This is a genomic window from Helicovermis profundi, assembly GCF_033097505.1.
GTDB lineage: Bacteria > Bacillota > Clostridia > Peptostreptococcales > Acidaminobacteraceae > Helicovermis > Helicovermis profundi.
In genome coordinates this window covers 951,390-969,053 of sequence record NZ_AP028654.1, presented here as the reverse complement: position 1 = coordinate 969,053, position 17,664 = coordinate 951,390, and the positions used below count along the sequence as shown (strand labels likewise).

Here is a 17,664-nt window from a genome sequence, read left to right as displayed (position 1 = left end):
TTTTATTTTTTAATTAATTAACCTGTATTTATTATTTTGCCGGGAAGTAAAGTACTTCACCAGGATAAATCATATTTGGGTTAGCTAAGTTATTTAGCACAGAAGCATCTTTCCAATCATAACCATTTGCTTTTGATATTTTCCAAAGCATATCACCAGATTTAATTGTGTAAGATTTTACAGGTAACATATTTTCTTTTAATAAATCATAAACATTTAAAGATTTAATATTTTTTGTTCTTCCATCTTCTGAAGTTGGAATTTTCACTTTTCCTTCTTTTACAAGATTAAGCACTGTATCTTTCATTGGCATATTATAATCAACACCAGTAATTTTCCAGTTATTATCTACAGTAGGATCAATTTTTCCACCTTTTTCTTCTAAAGTATACTTAATAATTAAATCTCTAATTCTACCTTTATCTTGCATTTGAGAATAAGAATCATAATATTTATCATCCATTGTAACAAGACCAAGTCCAATTAAAGTACCAAATCTATAGTTATTAATTGAAAGCTTATAAGTTGCTTTAGGATCCAATGCTTTTCCTTTATACATTACATTTTCAATTCTATGTCCTGCTTCTTTAGATAAATCTATATCATAAGTTACTCCAGAAAACATATCATAATTATAACCACGAACTTTAGGATTAAAGCTTGGCTCAATATCACCTTTTTTATAAGTGTTATAATAATTTGCTGACCACTCCATGTATTTTAATAAGTTTTCACCGCTAATATTTACACCTACTAATGTATTAGGATATTTATAAATATAGGCAACATCTTTCTTAAGGAATGGACCTTTCTTTAAATTAGATCCAAAATTAAATAATGCAGCAGAAGAAATATCTGATTTTGCATAGAACATTTGTACGTTGTTAATTAAATCAATTATAGAAGTGTCCTCAACTTGTGCTGTAGGCATTGTAGTAATATCACTTGAACCTGTAATATAATCAGGTTTTGCAATAAAATCAGAACCAATTGTACCTACAACTGTATTAGCATCAGCTAAAGACTTATCATCAACAAATTTAAATTCATCTAAAATTGTTTTATCTGCATCCATTTTTTTTGTTTCAATATTTGTTGTTTCAACTACATCAACTTTTTTTGTATCTTTATTCACTTTAATTTCAGCTTTTGCTAAAGCCCAACCGTATTTTCCTGGCTCAATAATATGAACACCATTTATAACTTTATTGTATTTTGAATGAGCATGGCCAGAGAAAATAACATCAAACTGTGGATAAGCATTTGCTATTTCTTCAGTTCCTTCATATCCATGTTCTCCAGTAGGTCCAACGTGATATGCGCCAATTAATACGTCATATTTTCCTTCTAATTCTTTTAATACTTTACCAGTTTCAGCTAAAGTATCAGTAAACTCAAGACCTGCAAAGTGACTTGGTGAACTAGCTTCCCAAAGTGGAATATTTGGAGGAAGCATTCCAACAACAGCGACTCTTACGCCTTTCATATCAACAATTTTATAAGGCATTTGCCATCTTTCAGTAGTTCCTTTTTTATATACGTTAGAAACTACAACATCACCTTTAAAAGCTGCTAAGTTTCTATTAAGAAAATCCATATCAAAGTTAAATTCATGATTTCCTGGAACCCAAATATCATAACCCATAGTATTCATTGCTTGTACCATAGGATGAACTGGTAAATCATTAAAAAGTTCTGCACTATTGTCCTGAACTGTATCACCATTATCAATTAATAACGAATCTGGATCAAGTGCTCTTTGCTCTTTAATAAGTGTAAATATTTTTGCATACCCTGCATCAGAATCTGCACTATCAGTAGCATAATCGTGTGGATAAATACGACCGTGCATATCTGACGTTTGTAAAATAGTAAGTGAAATATCATTGCTAGTGTCCGCAAATGAAACACTAAATGATAACCCCATAACTAGTACAAGCATTAGTACTAATACTAAACTTCTTTTAACATTGTTTCTCATAAAATCCTCCCCATTTATGTATTTTATGCATCATCATGCAATATAATTATATTCTAATCTATCTAATAAATCAATTTAATTATTTTATAACTGCTGAAATCACTACTTATTACAAAGTTTTTCAAATTTTCTTATTAATTTTTAAATAAAAATTTATACGTATAAAAATACTTAGCTATGCATTGTAAATCTTTGCTATCAAAGCCTTTATTATAAAAAATAAATAATCAAAAACAAATTATATACATTTATTTATAAATTCAGAATATTCTAGACATATGTCATATTTAAAAATTAACTTTTTGTAACATAAAAAAATAAGCCTTGTTTTTTTATGTTATCCCTTAAAATAAGGCTTATTTTATAAGAATATTTTTAAACTTACTAAATATCTGTATCAATTCCCTCTTTAACCCACTTAACAGCAAGTTCTTCCCAATTAGAATGAGTAGATGCATCTATATATCTTTCAAATTTGTCTATTCCAGTAGTTTTAGCTATTCTTTTAAATTGCATTGTAGTTATTGCACTATCGAGGACAACTGCAGAACGCTTCATTCCACTTTCTTTGTAGAGTTTTTGTCCTTCTTCCATAACGCTTTGTGTATCAGCTTTTATTGCGCTCATTTTTCTTAAATCAATAACATTTCCAAAGTCTTTACTCGCGCTTGAAAGAATTTTTTTTGATTCATCTCTCCATTTCTCCATCTCTTCTTTATGAATCATCCCTTCGAATACAAGTTTAAATCCATAGTTTTCTTTTTTTATTTGATACATATATTCCTCCTCTTCCCATAATATTATCGCCTCGTAAAGATTTTACCCTATGTTTTTATTTCTAAACAATATTTTGTATATTTTTTTGCTATAATAATTTATATAAATAATATTTTAAAATTGAAGGGAGGATATACTAAAATTAACATTATTAGTATAAAACATTATGATTACAGTTGGTATTATAACGGCAAGTGACAAGGGATACGCTGGTAAAAGAATTGATAAAAGTGGCGAACTAATAAAAGATATTATGGTTAAAAATAAATATAAGGTTGTAAAAAAAATAATTCTACCTGATGAGAGAGAACTTATTTCTAAAGAGCTTATAAATATGGTAGATAGTGAAAATATTAATCTTATTTTAACAACCGGTGGTACAGGCTTTTCAATGAGAGATATTACACCTGAAGCGACAAAAGATGTAATAGATAGAGAAGTTCCTGGAATACCAGAAGCTATGAGAGCTTATAGTATGAAAATAACTCCGAAAGCAATGCTTTCTCGCTCTGTAGCTGGAATTAGAAAGCAATCTTTAATAATAAATTTACCAGGCAGCCCTAAAGCTGTAAAAGAAAATTTAGAATTTATTCTTCCTGCTCTTAAACATGGCCTAGAAATTCTACTTGGACTTGATAGCGAATGTGCTCTTCCAATTAAAAAATAGATATAAAAAAACAGCTATAAACTTAAGTATAGAAATAACTTTGAACTGGCACTTAATCTTTTAGCTGTTTTTCAATTTCCAATACATAAATCCATTCTCATGTAATATTTTTTTCATATTTAATTTTAATAATACATTTATAGAATTAGTATTATTTTCTTTACAAGCAGCTGTAATTCCTTTTACTTTTTTTTTTGTAAATGCCCATTTAACTAATCCATTTGCACACTCTGTTGCAAATCCATTTTTTCTATATTTTTCATCTATACTATATCCTATATCAATTAAACCTTCATTATTGGGTTTACCTTTAAATCCCGCATCTCCAATAATTGTGTTAAGTTCAATATTAACTATAATCCACATATACCAATAATATTTATCTTTTTTTTCTTTTAATAAACCTTTAAAAACTGGAGCAATTTTTTTTATTTTTTTTAATTCTAATTGACTAATATTATAATTAAAAAGTTTGTCACTTCCAATATCAGAATTTATTATTTCAAGAATCATATCATAATTACATGCAATTAATTTTAATCTTTCTGTTTTTACTATCATATTAACTCCCCATATCAATTTATATAACAAGTCTAACATTTTTACTTAGTTTTTCAAAAAAAAATAAGCGCTTAAAAGCACTTATCTTTTTACATTTGGGGGAATATTATTTATTGTGTATCAATTATAAACAATATTATTAAATATTATTTAATTATCTTCAAATCAACTGGAATATATTTTTCTAAAGATTCACCATTTAAAAATTTAATGGCAGATTCAATTCCGAGTGAACCAATTTTCCCAGGCTGCTGAGCTACTGTAGCAGACATTTTACCGTCATGTACTGATTTTACAGCATCTTCACTTGCATCAAATCCTACTACTTTTATATCTCTTCCTGATGCTTCTATTGCTTTAAGAGCTCCAAGTGCCATTTCATCATTATGAGCAAATACTGCGTCAATTTTAGGCTGAGCCTCTAATATATTTTCCATAACTGATAATCCTTTTGTTCTATCAAAATCAGCCACTTGTCTTGCAACTACTTTTATATCAGTTTCCTTAATTGCATCATTAAATCCTTTTCCTCTATCTCTTGCAGCTGATGTTCCTGCTATCCCTTCAAGTTCTACAACATTTCCTTTTGAACCTAAAAGATCTTTAATAAAATTACCCGCCATCATTCCACCTGCAACATTATCTGATGCAATATGAGTTACTATTTCACCAGCATTTGCTCCTCTATCTAGTGTAATAACTGGAACATTTTTATTATTAGCATTTTTTATTGAATTTACAACTGCATCTGAATCAGTTGGATTTATTAAAATTAAGTCTACATTTTGAGTTAATAAATCTTCAATATTTGCAAGTTCTTTTGCCGGATCATTTTGCGAATCCAAAATAATTAATTTAACATTAGATTCATTTGCTTTTTCAAGAGCTCCATCTTTTAATGATACGAAAAATGGATTATTTAATGTTGAAAGTACTAATCCCATTGTATATGATTTCTCGATTTTAGCTGATTCTGATGAACTTATTAATTTTAGTGCTACAGGAATAAATTTATCAACTTTCTCACCATTAATTACTTTACTAGCAGCTTCAACTCCTAGTGAACCAATTTCATCTGGCTGTTGCGCTACTGTTGCCGACATTTTACCATCATTAACTGATTTTACAGCATCTTCAGTTGCATCAAATCCTACTACTTTTATATCTCTTCCTGATGCTTCTATTGCTTTAAGAGCTCCCAGTGCCATTTCATCATTATGAGCAAATACTGCATCAATTTTAGGCTGAGCCTCTAATATATTCTCCATAACTGATAATCCTTTTGTTCTATCAAAATCTGCAACTTGTCTTGCAACTACTTTTATATTAGTTCCCTTAATTGCATCATTAAAACCTTGTCCTCTGTCTCTTGCAGCTGACGTTCCAGCTATTCCTTCAAGTTCTACAACTTTTGCATTTTCACCAACAAGTTTAATAATATAATCTCCTGCCATTTTGCCACCACTAACATTATCTGATGCAATATGAGTTACTACTTCACCAGCATTTGCTCCTCTATCTAATGTGATAACTGGTGTTTTTTTGTCGTTTGCAAGTTTAATTGCATTACCAACTGCATCTGAATCAGTTGGATTTATAAGTATAATATCTACGCCTTTAGTAAGTAAATCTTCCATATTAGAAAGTTCTTTTGCTGGATCATTTTGTGAATCTAAAACAATCAAATCATATCCTAATTCTTTAGCTTTTACCTGGGCTCCGTCTTTAAGTGATACAAAGAAAGGATTATTTAATGTAGATACAATTAGCCCAACTTTAGTAGTAGAATCACCTACAACAGCTTTTTCTTCAGTTTTAGCACTACACCCCGCTAAAGTTGAAATCATTAAAATTAATACAAGAATAATACTAAAAATTTTTTTCATTTTCTATTCCTCCTTATTTTTGTTTTCTATCTATCATTACTGCAATTAATATTACCAGTCCTTTAACTAGAAGCTGATAATATGAACTTACGTTCATTAAGTTAAGAGAATTATTAAGAATTCCAATAATTAGCGCACCTATTATTGTCCCAAGTATTGAACCAAATCCTCCCGAAAGTGAAGTTCCACCTAAAACTACGGCAGCTATAGCGTCAAGTTCATACCCTGTACCTGCCGTAGGCTGTGCACTTGAAAGTCTAGCGGTTATAATAATTCCTCCAAGAGCTGCAAAAAATCCACTCATTGCATATACAAATATTTTAACCCTATCTGTATTTACTCCTGAGAGTTTTGTAGCTTCTTCATTGCCTCCTAGGGCATATACATATCTGCCTATTGTTGTATTTTTAAGAATAAAATATCCAACTATGAACACAATTATCATTATTATTATTGGATTTGGAATACCAAGAAAATAACCACTTCCAATTTTAGAATAAAAATCCGCATTTTTTTCATATCCTGTACTAATTGGTCTACCTTTTGTAAATACAAGAACAGCTCCTCTTATGATTGTCATAGTAGCTAGAGTAACAATAAAAGGCTGAAGTTTCCCTTTTGCTATAACAACACCATTAAATGCTCCTATAACCATACCTAAAAATAGTGCCGCTATAACGGCTATAAAAGGATTCATTCCACTTCCTACTAAAAACGCTGCTATTGCTCCACTAAAAGCAAGTGTAGATCCTACTGATAAATCAATTCCACCCGTTAAAATAACGAATGTCATTCCAGCTGCAATCACGGAATTTATTGAAGTTTGCCTTAATATATTAAAAATATTTGAAACAGTTAAAAACCTATCATTTAGGAAAGAAATAATAATTGAAAATATAAGCAAACCAATTATAGATTGATATTTTGATATATTTTCTTTAAATTTAAGCTTCATTATTTTCCTCCTTATATCCAATTGCTAATTTAATAATATTTTCTGAATTAGCATTTTTTCTATTTATAAAACCTGCAATTTTACCTTCCGACATGACCATTACCCTATCACACATGCCAAGTATTTCTGGAATTTCAGATGAAATCATAATAATGCTCATTCCTTCTTTTTTAAACACATTGATCAAATCATATATTTCTTTTTTTGCTCCAACATCAACACCTCTTGTTGGTTCATCTAAAATTAATATTTTAGGGTTAGTTAATAAACTTTTTGCAATACTAACCTTCTGTTGATTTCCTCCACTTAAATTTTTTAATTTTTGATTTATTGATGGAGTTTTAATTGATATTTTTTCTACGTAATTATTTGATTCTTCAATTTCTCTTTTTTTATCAATTATATTAAATTTAGAAATATTTTTTAGTGATGATAATGATATATTTTCCTTTACATTCATTCCAAGAACTAAACCATCTTTCTTTCTGTCTTCAGATACATATGTTATACCAGACAAAATAGCATCCTTTTCTGAATTAATTAATATTTCTTTTCCATCAACTAATATACTACCTTTTTTTTTATCAATAGCACCATAAATTGTTTTAGCAAGCTCTGTTCTTCCAGAGCCCATAAGACCTGATACTCCAAGAATTTCTCCCTTTTTCAAATTAAAATTTATTTCATGTATAAACTTATTGTTTAAATTTTTAACTTCAAATATAACTTTACCAAGTTCTTGTTTTAAATATGGATACTGCTCTGAAAGTTTTCTTCCCACCATCATTTCAATCAATTTTTCTTCATCAATATCAGAAACTTTACTTTCTGCAATAAATTTACCATCTCTAATAACAGTTACATCATCACACATTTCAAATATTTCTTTTAATCTATGAGAAATATACACTATTGATTTTCCCTTTTCAATTAATTTATTAATTACTTTAAATAAACTTTCAGTTTCTTTATCAGTTAATGCGTCAGTTGGTTCATCCATAATAATAAGTTCAGCTTCAACTGATAAAGCTTTTGCAATTTCGATCATTTGCTTCTTACCTATACTTAATTCTGATAATTTCGATTTCGGATTTTCATTAATTCCCAGGCTCTCTAAAAGAATTTTAGATTCATTAAAAAGTTTTGGAAAATCTACAAGGTTCAAGTATTTTCTAGGCTCTCTACCTAGAAATATATTTTCTCCTATTGAAAGTTCTTCAATTAAATTTAATTCTTGATGAATTATTGCAATTCCAATACTTTGAGCATCTTTTGGAGAATTAACCTCAATTTTTTTTCCTTTAAAATAAATATCACCACTAGTCTTTTTATAAACGCCAGAGAGAATTTTCATTAAGGTTGATTTTCCGGCTCCATTTTCCCCTAAAAGTGCCATTACTTTACCTTTATATACATTGAGATGAACATTATCGAGTGCAATAACTCCGGGAAAAGTTTTTATTACTGACCTCATTTCTAAAATTTTATCATTCATAGTAACCTCACTAAAAACTTACTCCTGATTTAATAATAATATTTGCATATGGCGAAAATTCTCCTGTTCTTATAACTGCTTTAGATTCTTTATTTATTTCTTTAAATTTTTCATGACTTACAAATTCAATTTTAATATCTTTATTTTCAAAATTAATACGTTCAATAATCTTATTATAGACTTCTATATTCTGAGTTTTTATTTCTTTAGCTAGAACAATTTTTTCTATAACTATTTCATTTAACAAAGTATCTAAAACTTCTATAAATGAAGGTATACCTTTTTTCAAAGCAAGGTCAATTCTTTTTACTTTTTCATCAATTGGGAGCCCAGCATCTGAAATTGTAATAAAATCTGTGTGACCAAGTTTAGAAATTACATATGAGATTTCTGAATTTAATAGTATTCCTTTTTTCACGCCCTTTTCACTCCTTTATATTTTTCAACTTCTTTAAAAGATGCAAGAGAAGTTTGAGCACCCTTTCTTGATACTGTTATTGCAGCAACTTTACTCGCAAATTCTAATGCTTCTTCAATATTTTTACCTATAGAAATATAAAATACGACTCCCGCAATAAAACTATCTCCTGCTGCAGTTGTATCAACCGCATCTACCATATAACTATTTACTTGAATTACCCTTTCTTTACTTAAATAAATTGCTCCTTTTTCACCAAGTGTTACAAGAATTTCTTTAACACCTTTATCAAATAAAATTTTTGAGCCTTCTATAATATCATCATTATCTGTATATCTAATTCCAGTTAAAATCTCAAATTCAGTTTCATTTGGAATTATAATATCTGTATTTCTAAGAAGTGAATCTGGAAGATTTAATGCAGGTGCTGGATTTAAAACTGTATAGCACCCATTTTGTTTAGCTAAACTAAAAGCTTCGTTAACAGTTTCAATGGGTATTTCTAACTGCGATACAACTATATCTTTATTTATAAACCACTCATTTTTAATCCTATCACTTTTAAAATCTTCATTTGCTCCTGAAATAACTACAATAGAGTTATCACCAGAATTGTTGACCATAATAAAAGCTATTCCTGTAGTATTATTTTTAGAATATAAAATATTATTATTTAAGACATTAAATTTATTCAGATTTTTTCTTAAAATTTCTCCATACTCATCTCCACCAATCATTCCTATAATTTCAACATTTGCACCAAGTTTTCCAAGTGCAACTGCTTGATTTGCTCCTTTTCCACCTGGAATAAATGCTAATTTATCACCAAAAATGGTTTCTCCAATTTTAGGTGTATGTTGAACACTAGTAACCAAATCCATATTTAGACTGCCCAATACCAAAATATTTTTCAATTTAACCTCCAAATCTAAAATAAGTCTATTAGTTAAACGTTTACCTAGACAAATCTACGCCCATTCCTTTAAATTTAATAACTTAATATTTATTAAGCACATTATAAATAAACTCCCAGCGAAGAAAAAATTTATCCGATGCCTTAGAGTTCTAATACTCCCTCTGAATCCAAGAAATTCATTTATCTAGTAGTTTTTCTAATTATTAATTTTGTATCTAGAATATATTCTTTATCTATATAGTGTTTGTTTTCAAGCATATTTATAAGAAGCTGAGCTGCTTTATATCCCATTTGATAATTGGGTTGTCTTACAGTTGTTAACTCAGTATCAATCATAGTAGCCATATAAATATCATCAAAGCCCACTACTCCAATATCCTTTGGTACATTTAATCCATTTTCTCTTAATCCCTTTAAAACTCCAAGTGCAATTAAATCATTTCCACAAAATACACTATCGAATTCTAATTTTTTTCTAATTATATCTAGTATTCCTTTATAACCCCATTCAGATGTAAAACTACCTTCAATTATATATTTTTCATCTACTACTAAATTATTTTTTACCAAGGCTTCGATATAACCTTCAAGTCTATCTTTTGATGGCTTTGAAGTCATTGGTCCAGCTAAGTTTACTATTTTTTTATAGCCTCTACTAATCATATAACTTACAGCTTCAAAAGCACCTTCTCTATTTTTAACTTTGATCCTGCAATTACTTTTTAAATCTTCTATCTCTCTATCAACTGTAATTATTGGAATATGTAGTTTCTTAAGTGTATTTGAAACACTACTACGTCTACTAGATGAAGTAAAAATAATTCCGTCAACCATTTTTTCTTGAAGCATTTCTATATATGAATCTTCTTTGCTTAAATCGTTATCTGAATTACATAATATAATATTATAACCATTTTTATTGGCCATATCTTCTGCTCCTCTTGCAAGTTCAGGAAAAAATGGATTGGCTATATCAGGTATAATTAAGCCTATTGAATTAGTTTTTTTAGTTATCATTGAAGATGCAATTCTATTTGGCACATAATTGTATTCTTCAATAATGCTTTTAACTTTTTCTCTTGTTGCAGAAGAAATACTTTGATCTTTATTATTCACAATTTTAGAAACTGTTGCAGTAGAAACATCTGCTAATTTTGCTATATCTTTAATTGTTATTTTCATATTATCATCCTTATAAGGTAAACGTTTAACTAATCATAACATTAGTTATTTATTTTTTCAATATATAAATTTTATTTTATAGTTTTTTTTATTATTCTTAGTTTTGTAGCAATTCTAAATCTTTTAATTCAATAAACTTATGTACTAATATTTCAATCTAAATCATTTTTTTTGTAAATAAAATAAAGAACTATTATAATAGTTCTTTACTTTATTTACAAATCTTCTAATTTATTCATCACATTTTTTTATTTAATATCTCCATGATTTTCATGATCATCCGTTTCAGTAATTTTATTGTTTTTATCAACAAATACTACTTTAGGTTTAAATGTTTTGGCTTCCATTTGGTCCATCCATGCATAAGAAATAATTATACAACTGTCACCAGGCTGAACTAATCTTGCTGCTGCTCCATTTAAACATATAACGCCACTATTTTTTTCTCCTTCAATTACATAGGTTTCAAGCCTAGCACCATTATTATTATCCACGATTTGTACCCTCTCACCAGCGATTATACCTGATGCATCCATAAGGGTTTTATCAATTGTAATACTTCCTACATAATTAAGATTTGCTTCAGTAATCGTTGCTCTATGAATTTTACCTTTAAACATATTTACTAACATAATTTCACCTCATATTGATACTCAGTAGTTATTTTTATAATGATAATTTTAATTCTTTATATTACACTTATTCTAATATTATCTATAAGCCTTGGTTTTCCTATATAAACTGCAAGTGCGATTAACACTTCACCTTCTATAAGTGAAATATCTTCAAGAGTTGATGCATTAACTACATCAACATAATCGATATTAGCATACTCTAGTGTATTTATTTTGTCAACAATATATTTTTTTATAATTTTAGAATCTTTTTCTCCTGATTCAATTAACTCTTTAGCTTCAAATAATGACTTTGAAAGTATTAGTGCATCAATTCTTTCAGATTCCTTAAGTAGTACATTTCTTGAACTAAGAGCTAACCCATCTTTTTCTCTTACAATTGGGCATGGAATAATTTCTACATCCATATTAAGATCTTTCACCATTCTACTTATAACAGCAACTTGTTGTGCATCCTTTTGCCCAAAATACGCTTTATCAGGAAGTACAATATTAAATAATTTTGTTACAACAGTTGCTACCCCTTTAAAATGACCTTCTCTAGATGCTCCGCATAATTTTTTTGTAATATCACCTTCAATATCCACAAAAGTGGAAAACATTTTAGAGTACATTTCTTTTTTATCTGGAGTAAATACATAATTAACACCTAAAGCTCTAAGCAATTCTATATCTTTTTTTAAATCGCTTGGATAAGTTTCTAAATCTTCTTTACTATCAAATTGAGTTGGATTAACAAATATACTTACAACAGTAATATCATTCTCCTTAACAGCTCTTCTTACTAAAGACGCGTGACCTTCGTGAAGAAATCCCATTGTAGGAACAAATCCGATTTGTTCTTTATTATATTTTTTTTCTCTTAGTACTACTTTTAATTCATCAATTTTCGAAATAGTTTTCATTTGCGCTCCTTTTCATAAGTATTATTTAAGAACCATAAAGCTTACTCTATATTAATACAATTTGCCTAATACTTCGTCAGATATTGAAAAAGTATGTTCGACTTTAGGAAATTCCTTGTTTTCAACTTCTTCAATATAATTTCTAACAGCCTCTTTCATGTTATCCCCTAGTGTTGCGTATTTTTTTACAAATTTAGGAGTAAAATCACTATACATTCCAAGCATATCTTGTATAACAAGTACCTGACCATCACATCCATTACCAGCTCCAATTCCAATGGTCGGAATACTAAGTTTTTCACTAATTAATTTTGCAAGTTTGGCAGGAACACATTCTAAAACAATTGCAATAACACCTGCTTCTTCAAGTAATAAAGCATCTTCTATAAGCTTTTTAGCATTCTCCTCGCTTTTTCCTTGCACTTTAAATCCACCAAACATATTTACTGATTGGGGAGTCAGACCAATATGACCTACAACTGGAATTTGAGCTTTTATTATTGCTTTAACTTTATCAATTACCGCGTATCCACCTTCTAATTTTACAGCATCTGCTCCTGCTTCTTGAATAAATCGCCCAGCATTTTTTAGCGTTTCTTCGGTGCTTATATGATATGACATAAAAGGCATATCACCAATAACAAAAGCATTTTTCACTCCTCTTTTAACTGCCTTTGTATGATGAATCATATCTTCCATTGTTACTTTAAGAGTATTTTCGTATCCAAGCATTACCATACCAAGTGAATCACCAACTAAAATACTATCCACTCCAGCTTCATCCAAAAGTTTAGCTGTTGAATAATCATATGCAGTAAGCATTGAAATCATGTGTTTTTCTTGCTTAGATTTAATAAATGAGGTACTTGTAAATTTCTTGTTTTTCATAATAACCTCCATAATTAATTTAGTAATTCTTTCCTAAAATTTTTTCTAACTCATCAATACTATTTTTATCTTTTAACTTTCTTTTTTTAGATATTTCTAAGGTTCTTCTTCCAAGTGTTAAATACAAATTTTTTAATTCTTCATCATTAATTTCACTTAAATGTGATTTTATCGTATTATAATCACCTCGACTAATTGGGCCTGTAATTGCTTCTTTTGTACCAAAATTCTCAATATTATTTAAAGTGCCATAGATTAGCGGCTTTAAGGCATTAAACCCTTCTTCATTTTCAATCCCTATAGAAGAAAACATTTCTAATGCTAGGTCTAAAATAGTATCTAGATAATTAGAAGCAATACATGCTGCCATATGGTATTTTACTTTTTGGTTTTTATCAATCTTAAAATATTTATTTCCTAATTTATTAATTAAATTTATAACTATAGTATCATCATGTTTTTTACTAAGCCCTTCAATAGTAAAAACAGCATCTTCTAAATTTTTTACACTTTCAATTTTTTTAGCAAAAGATGCTAAAGGATGAATTGAATAAAAAGATGAATTAGTTTTTAAAAGACTATCAAATACATTAGTAGATAATGAACCACTCATGTGAACATATATTTTATTTTCATTTATTTCTCTATACTTTTTTATTTCTTTTACTACATTCATTATTTGATCATCATTTGTAGTAACAAAAACAATTTTAGATTCAATCAGCACTTTTTCTAAACTATTAAAATAAGTGCTATTTGTAAATTTTGCTGCTAATTTTGCTGAATTAAGAGACTTAGAAAAGTAACCTGATATATCAAAATTATTTTCTTTCAAATACATACCAAATGCTGTTCCAACTTTTCCAGCGCCAATAAAACCAATTTTCATATTTCACTCCTTTTAAACGACAAAAACTCCTTGACGCATAGGCATCAAGGAGTGTAATTTCAAAAAGGATAAAACAATTACTGCAATAATTTAAATAAAAAATTTGCACTAATCATCTAACACACCTATATCTGTCTCGTCCAAACGGTTCAAGCAGAATTTATAATTTTTTAATTTTTAAAACAAAGGTATAGCTCACTAAAGTGATCCCATCCAATTTCATATTAACACACAATCAAGAATTTGTACATAATTTGATTTCATTTTTACTATAAAACTAAAGTATCTATATTTGAAATTTACTTACTAATGTAGTCAATACTTTTGTTGAAGATTCAATATCTTTAATAACTTCTGATATGTTTTCAATTGCAGCATTTTCTTCTTCAACAGAGGCACTAACCTCTTCAGTATTTGAAGCTGTTATTTCTGAAATTTTGGATATATTATCCATAGATGAAATAACTGCATCTTTAACATGTTCAATTTTTTCAGTCATAACCATAAATTCATCAAAGTTCATATTCACTTTTGCGCTATTATCACTTATAATTTTATACGAATTTTCTGTTTCGACGATATTTTCATTAATAACATTAATAATTTTCTCAGCTTGAGTCATTTCATATTTTGCACTATTAATTGAACTTATTATATCATTTACTATAATTCCAATTTCATTAGCTGATGAAGAACTTTCTATTGCAAGTTTTTTTACTTCATCAGCAACTACTGCAAAACCTTTACCATGTTCTCCAGCTCTTGCAGCTTCAATTGCAGCATTAAGTGCAAGTAAATTGGTTTGCTCAGATATAGCAGTAATTGTTTCTATTATATTCCCTATTTTTATAGATTTATCGGATAAATCCTCTACACTTTTCGAAACCATTGTCGATGCTTCATAGTTATTAAGCAATCCATCTTTAAGAGTTTCTAATATAGTTACACCATTTTTTGTATTAGAATTCATAGTATTTATACTATTTTTTATAATAGATGATTTATCAATCATATAATTCAAGTTTTCAGATAATTCATTAGTTTCCCTTTTAGTTTCAATTATAATATTTGCTTGATCAGTTGCTCCCATAGCAACTTGGTCTATTGCTTTTACAACATCATCTGAGGAATGACTAATTTCTTCAGATGACTCTACAACAATAGATAAAGTTTCTGAAATATTTAAAGTAAGTGTATTAATTTCTTTTATCATATTTCTTATACTTTTACCCATTTTACTAAAAGAATTTGCTAAACTACCTATTTCACTTGAATCATTAATATTTATTTTGTGACTTAAATCTCCATTTGCAAATTTTATTGCTGCTTCATTTAATAACCTAAGTGGTTTTATAATTTTATTTGAAAAAATAGCTATTAATATAATCGAAATTATCAAGGCTAAGACAACTATCAAAGCTAAATCCTCAATAAACTTACTTATAATTTTATCATAGGCAGTATTCGGTACACCGACATACCAGATTCCTATAATTTTTCCATTAGCATTCTTTATTGGTTCATATGCGGTTTGATTCCAAGTTCCTACAACATTTGCTTTCCCAATATAAGTCTTTCCTTTAGTTAAAACTTCATTGGCAACCATTTTTGATACTAGGGTTCCTACAGCTCTTTTACCATTTGATTTAACAACATTTGTTGAAACTCTTACATCCTTTAAAAAAATAGTTACAGTATCTCCCGTTAGTTTACCCATTCTATCGACAAAATCAAAATCATTATTTATTAATGAATCTCCTTTAAATAGTTTATCACCATCTATTCTCCAATTTCCTGGATATTCTTTGTTAAGTAGTTCTTTTCCTAAAGACAAATCACTAATCAATTTTTCTTGAGCAGAATTAAGTAATTTGCCTTTAAAATTACCTAGTACATAAACACCCATTACAAGTGAATATACTGATATGATTATCAAAAAAAGTAAAATCATTTTATTTTTTAATTTCATGCTCCCCTCCAAAACATTGCTGTTCAAACCGTTATATATAAAGCTTTTAAAACATACCCCTCTTAATATAAATTTTTTTCTTCCTCAATAATTATATCATATAAATTTTTTTATACAAACGATTGTTACATTTTAGTAATGTTTTTATGAGAACCACTTACTATAAATTTATAAATCAATTTCTAAATTTTACTAGTATCTTTAAATTCTTTTGAGAGTTTAAAGATACTAGTAAAATTATCATATATTAGTACCAACTATTAATATCTACTATTGACACTTTGCCTATTTTTAATTATAATTTAATAATACAATACTGATAAAAAAGTATCTTTATTGATACTTATAAAAAAGGAGAACTATTATGAAAATGCCTTCTTTCAAATTAGGACATTTAACGGTAAATTTACCTATAATACAAGGTGGAATGGGAATTGGTGTATCACTATCGAATTTAGCTTCAGCTGTTGCTAACGAAGGTGGTATTGGTATTATTTCAGGTGCTCAAATAGGTTTTAGAGAAAAAAACTTTAAATCAAACAATGATGAGGCTAATATCAATGCGCTAGTAAAAGAGATTAGAAACGCTAAAAAACTTTCACCGAATGGAATAATTGGCGTAAATGTTCTAATGGCAACAAACAATTATGCTGATATGATTAAGACTGCTGTTAAAGAAAAAGTTGATTTAATTATTTCAGGTGCTGGACTTCCCAAAGACTTACCTGAACTTGTTAAAGGTTCAAATACTAAAATTGCACCAATTGTATCTTCAAAACGATCAATTGATACAATAATAAAACTTTGGAAAAAAAGATATGATAAATTACCAGATATGGTTATAGTTGAAGGTGGTAAAGCTGGAGGCCATCTTGGATTTAAAGCAGAAGATTTAATAAACAAAACATTTCCATCAATTTATCAAATTACAAAAGAAGTGGTTGAATCAGTAAGAAAAATAGAAGAGCAATTTAATGCAAAAATCCCTGTTATATCAGCCGGAGGAATTTTTAGCGGAAAAGACATACTTGAAGCATTTAATGCCGGTGCAGATGGAGTACAAATGGCTACTAGATTTGTTGCTACAAATGAATGTGATGCACATGAAAATTTTAAATTAGCTTATGTAAATGCAAATGAAGATAATATTGATATTATAAAAAGTCCTGTAGGTATGCCAGGAAGAGCAATAGTAAATGAATTTACTGAAAGTGTTAAAAATGCGAGAGAAAAAATAACTTCTTGTTACAGATGTCTTAAACAATGTAATCCTGCTACTACACCTTACTGCATCACTGATGCACTTATTAGATCAGTTACAGGGGATAGTAAAAATGGTTTAATATTTGCTGGAAGCAATGCTTATAAAGTTAACTCAATAAAATCTGTACATGAAATTGTGGAAGAAATAAAAAAAGAATATTTTATTGCATTAAGTAATAAATAAAATATTTTAAATAATAAGTAAAAAGTAAAAAAATTCTGTGATAATTTCCTCACAGAATTTTTTTATTTTGAATCACTAATTTCGCTATCCATA

16 protein-coding genes are annotated in these 17,664 nt (G+C 28.4%); 2 read left to right on the top strand and 14 right to left on the bottom strand.

The window, feature by feature from the left end; all coding sequences use genetic code 11:
• Positions 1-31: 31 nt before the first annotated feature.
• Both AACH12_RS04170 and AACH12_RS04165 read right to left on the bottom strand, forming a co-directional pair.
• Entirely contained in the window at positions 32-1,981 is a 1,950-nt protein-coding gene (locus AACH12_RS04170; protein WP_463671000.1) for a 5'-nucleotidase C-terminal domain-containing protein, read from the bottom strand.
• Positions 1,982-2,365: 384 nt separating this feature from the next.
• On the bottom strand, positions 2,366-2,758 hold the full coding sequence (locus AACH12_RS04165; protein ID WP_338536820.1) for a hypothetical protein: 393 nt from the start codon (positions 2,756-2,758) through the stop codon (positions 2,366-2,368).
• Between the two features lie 166 nt (positions 2,759-2,924).
• Between AACH12_RS04165 and mog the strand changes: the two genes are divergently transcribed.
• Positions 2,925-3,425 (top strand): molybdopterin adenylyltransferase, encoded by a 501-nt coding sequence (gene mog / locus AACH12_RS04160; RefSeq protein ID WP_338536819.1) that lies wholly within the window; start codon positions 2,925-2,927, stop codon positions 3,423-3,425.
• Positions 3,426-3,485: 60 nt separating this feature from the next.
• Here mog and AACH12_RS04155 read toward each other — a convergent pair whose 3' ends face one another.
• The 12 genes from AACH12_RS04155 to AACH12_RS04100 form a co-directional block, all read right to left on the bottom strand.
• Positions 3,486-3,986 (bottom strand): GNAT family N-acetyltransferase, encoded by a 501-nt coding sequence (locus AACH12_RS04155; protein WP_338536818.1) that lies wholly within the window; start codon positions 3,984-3,986, stop codon positions 3,486-3,488.
• A 146-nt stretch (positions 3,987-4,132) separates the two neighbouring features.
• Positions 4,133-5,872: a ribose ABC transporter substrate-binding protein RbsB gene (rbsB, locus tag AACH12_RS04150; RefSeq protein ID WP_338536817.1), complete on the bottom strand. Its 1,740-nt coding sequence runs from the start codon at positions 5,870-5,872 to the stop codon at positions 4,133-4,135.
• A gap of 13 nt (positions 5,873-5,885) precedes the next feature.
• Positions 5,886-6,827 carry a ribose ABC transporter permease gene (rbsC, locus tag AACH12_RS04145; RefSeq protein WP_338536816.1) on the bottom strand — a complete coding sequence of 314 codons (942 nt, stop codon included), beginning with the start codon at positions 6,825-6,827 and terminating at the stop codon, positions 5,886-5,888.
• Positions 6,817-8,322, bottom strand: a complete 1,506-nt coding sequence (locus AACH12_RS04140) for a sugar ABC transporter ATP-binding protein (protein WP_338536815.1) — start codon at positions 8,320-8,322, stop codon at positions 6,817-6,819. Before AACH12_RS04140 ends, rbsC begins: the two co-directional genes overlap by 11 nt.
• A 10-nt stretch (positions 8,323-8,332) precedes the next feature.
• Positions 8,333-8,740 (bottom strand): D-ribose pyranase, encoded by a 408-nt coding sequence (rbsD, locus tag AACH12_RS04135; RefSeq protein ID WP_338536814.1) that lies wholly within the window; start codon positions 8,738-8,740, stop codon positions 8,333-8,335.
• Positions 8,737-9,654, bottom strand: coding sequence for a ribokinase (rbsK, locus tag AACH12_RS04130; RefSeq protein ID WP_338536813.1), 918 nt, complete (start codon positions 9,652-9,654; stop codon positions 8,737-8,739). Before rbsK ends, rbsD begins: the two co-directional genes overlap by 4 nt.
• A gap of 182 nt (positions 9,655-9,836) precedes the next feature.
• Positions 9,837-10,838, bottom strand: a complete 1,002-nt coding sequence (locus AACH12_RS04125; RefSeq protein ID WP_338536812.1) for a LacI family DNA-binding transcriptional regulator — start codon at positions 10,836-10,838, stop codon at positions 9,837-9,839.
• A gap of 248 nt (positions 10,839-11,086) precedes the next feature.
• Positions 11,087-11,470: an aspartate 1-decarboxylase gene (gene panD / locus AACH12_RS04120; RefSeq protein WP_338536811.1), complete on the bottom strand. Its 384-nt coding sequence runs from the start codon at positions 11,468-11,470 to the stop codon at positions 11,087-11,089.
• A gap of 56 nt (positions 11,471-11,526) precedes the next feature.
• Positions 11,527-12,378 carry a pantoate--beta-alanine ligase gene (gene panC / locus AACH12_RS04115; RefSeq protein WP_338536810.1) on the bottom strand — a complete coding sequence of 284 codons (852 nt, stop codon included), beginning with the start codon at positions 12,376-12,378 and terminating at the stop codon, positions 11,527-11,529.
• 51 nt (positions 12,379-12,429) lie between these two features.
• A complete protein-coding gene (gene panB, locus AACH12_RS04110; RefSeq protein ID WP_338536809.1) occupies positions 12,430-13,266 on the bottom strand; it encodes a 3-methyl-2-oxobutanoate hydroxymethyltransferase in 837 nt (278 codons plus the stop codon).
• Between the two features lie 19 nt (positions 13,267-13,285).
• Complete coding sequence (locus AACH12_RS04105; RefSeq protein WP_338536808.1) at positions 13,286-14,155, bottom strand: Rossmann-like and DUF2520 domain-containing protein; 870 nt, start codon at positions 14,153-14,155, stop codon at positions 13,286-13,288.
• A 286-nt stretch (positions 14,156-14,441) separates the two neighbouring features.
• Positions 14,442-16,124, bottom strand: coding sequence for a methyl-accepting chemotaxis protein (locus tag AACH12_RS04100; protein ID WP_338536807.1), 1,683 nt, complete (start codon positions 16,122-16,124; stop codon positions 14,442-14,444).
• 364 nt (positions 16,125-16,488) lie between these two features.
• Between AACH12_RS04100 and AACH12_RS04095 the strand changes: the two genes are divergently transcribed.
• Entirely contained in the window at positions 16,489-17,571 is a 1,083-nt protein-coding gene (locus tag AACH12_RS04095) for an NAD(P)H-dependent flavin oxidoreductase (RefSeq protein WP_338536806.1), read from the top strand.
• The last annotated feature ends 93 nt before the right edge of the window (positions 17,572-17,664 follow it).

Excerpts from the sequence above, each read along its gene's own strand:
- AACH12_RS04170 (WP_463671000.1), bottom strand. The coding sequence starts at position 1,981 with ATGAGAAACAATGTTAAAAGAAGTTTAGTATTAGTACTAATGCTTGTA.
- AACH12_RS04165 (WP_338536820.1), bottom strand. The coding sequence starts at position 2,758 with ATGTATCAAATAAAAAAAGAAAACTATGGATTTAAACTTGTATTCGAA.
- mog (WP_338536819.1), top strand. The coding sequence starts at position 2,925 with ATGATTACAGTTGGTATTATAACGGCAAGTGACAAGGGATACGCTGGT.
- AACH12_RS04155 (WP_338536818.1), bottom strand. The coding sequence starts at position 3,986 with ATGATAGTAAAAACAGAAAGATTAAAATTAATTGCATGTAATTATGAT.
- rbsB (WP_338536817.1), bottom strand. The coding sequence starts at position 5,872 with ATGAAAAAAATTTTTAGTATTATTCTTGTATTAATTTTAATGATTTCA.
- rbsC (WP_338536816.1), bottom strand. The coding sequence starts at position 6,827 with ATGAAGCTTAAATTTAAAGAAAATATATCAAAATATCAATCTATAATT.
- AACH12_RS04140 (WP_338536815.1), bottom strand. The coding sequence starts at position 8,322 with ATGAATGATAAAATTTTAGAAATGAGGTCAGTAATAAAAACTTTTCCC.
- AACH12_RS04125 (WP_338536812.1), bottom strand. The coding sequence starts at position 10,838 with ATGAAAATAACAATTAAAGATATAGCAAAATTAGCAGATGTTTCTACT.
- panD (WP_338536811.1), bottom strand. The coding sequence starts at position 11,470 with ATGTTAGTAAATATGTTTAAAGGTAAAATTCATAGAGCAACGATTACT.
- panC (WP_338536810.1), bottom strand. The coding sequence starts at position 12,378 with ATGAAAACTATTTCGAAAATTGATGAATTAAAAGTAGTACTAAGAGAA.
- panB (WP_338536809.1), bottom strand. The coding sequence starts at position 13,266 with ATGAAAAACAAGAAATTTACAAGTACCTCATTTATTAAATCTAAGCAA.
- AACH12_RS04105 (WP_338536808.1), bottom strand. The coding sequence starts at position 14,155 with ATGAAAATTGGTTTTATTGGCGCTGGAAAAGTTGGAACAGCATTTGGT.
- AACH12_RS04100 (WP_338536807.1), bottom strand. The coding sequence starts at position 16,124 with ATGAAATTAAAAAATAAAATGATTTTACTTTTTTTGATAATCATATCA.
- AACH12_RS04095 (WP_338536806.1), top strand. The coding sequence starts at position 16,489 with ATGAAAATGCCTTCTTTCAAATTAGGACATTTAACGGTAAATTTACCT.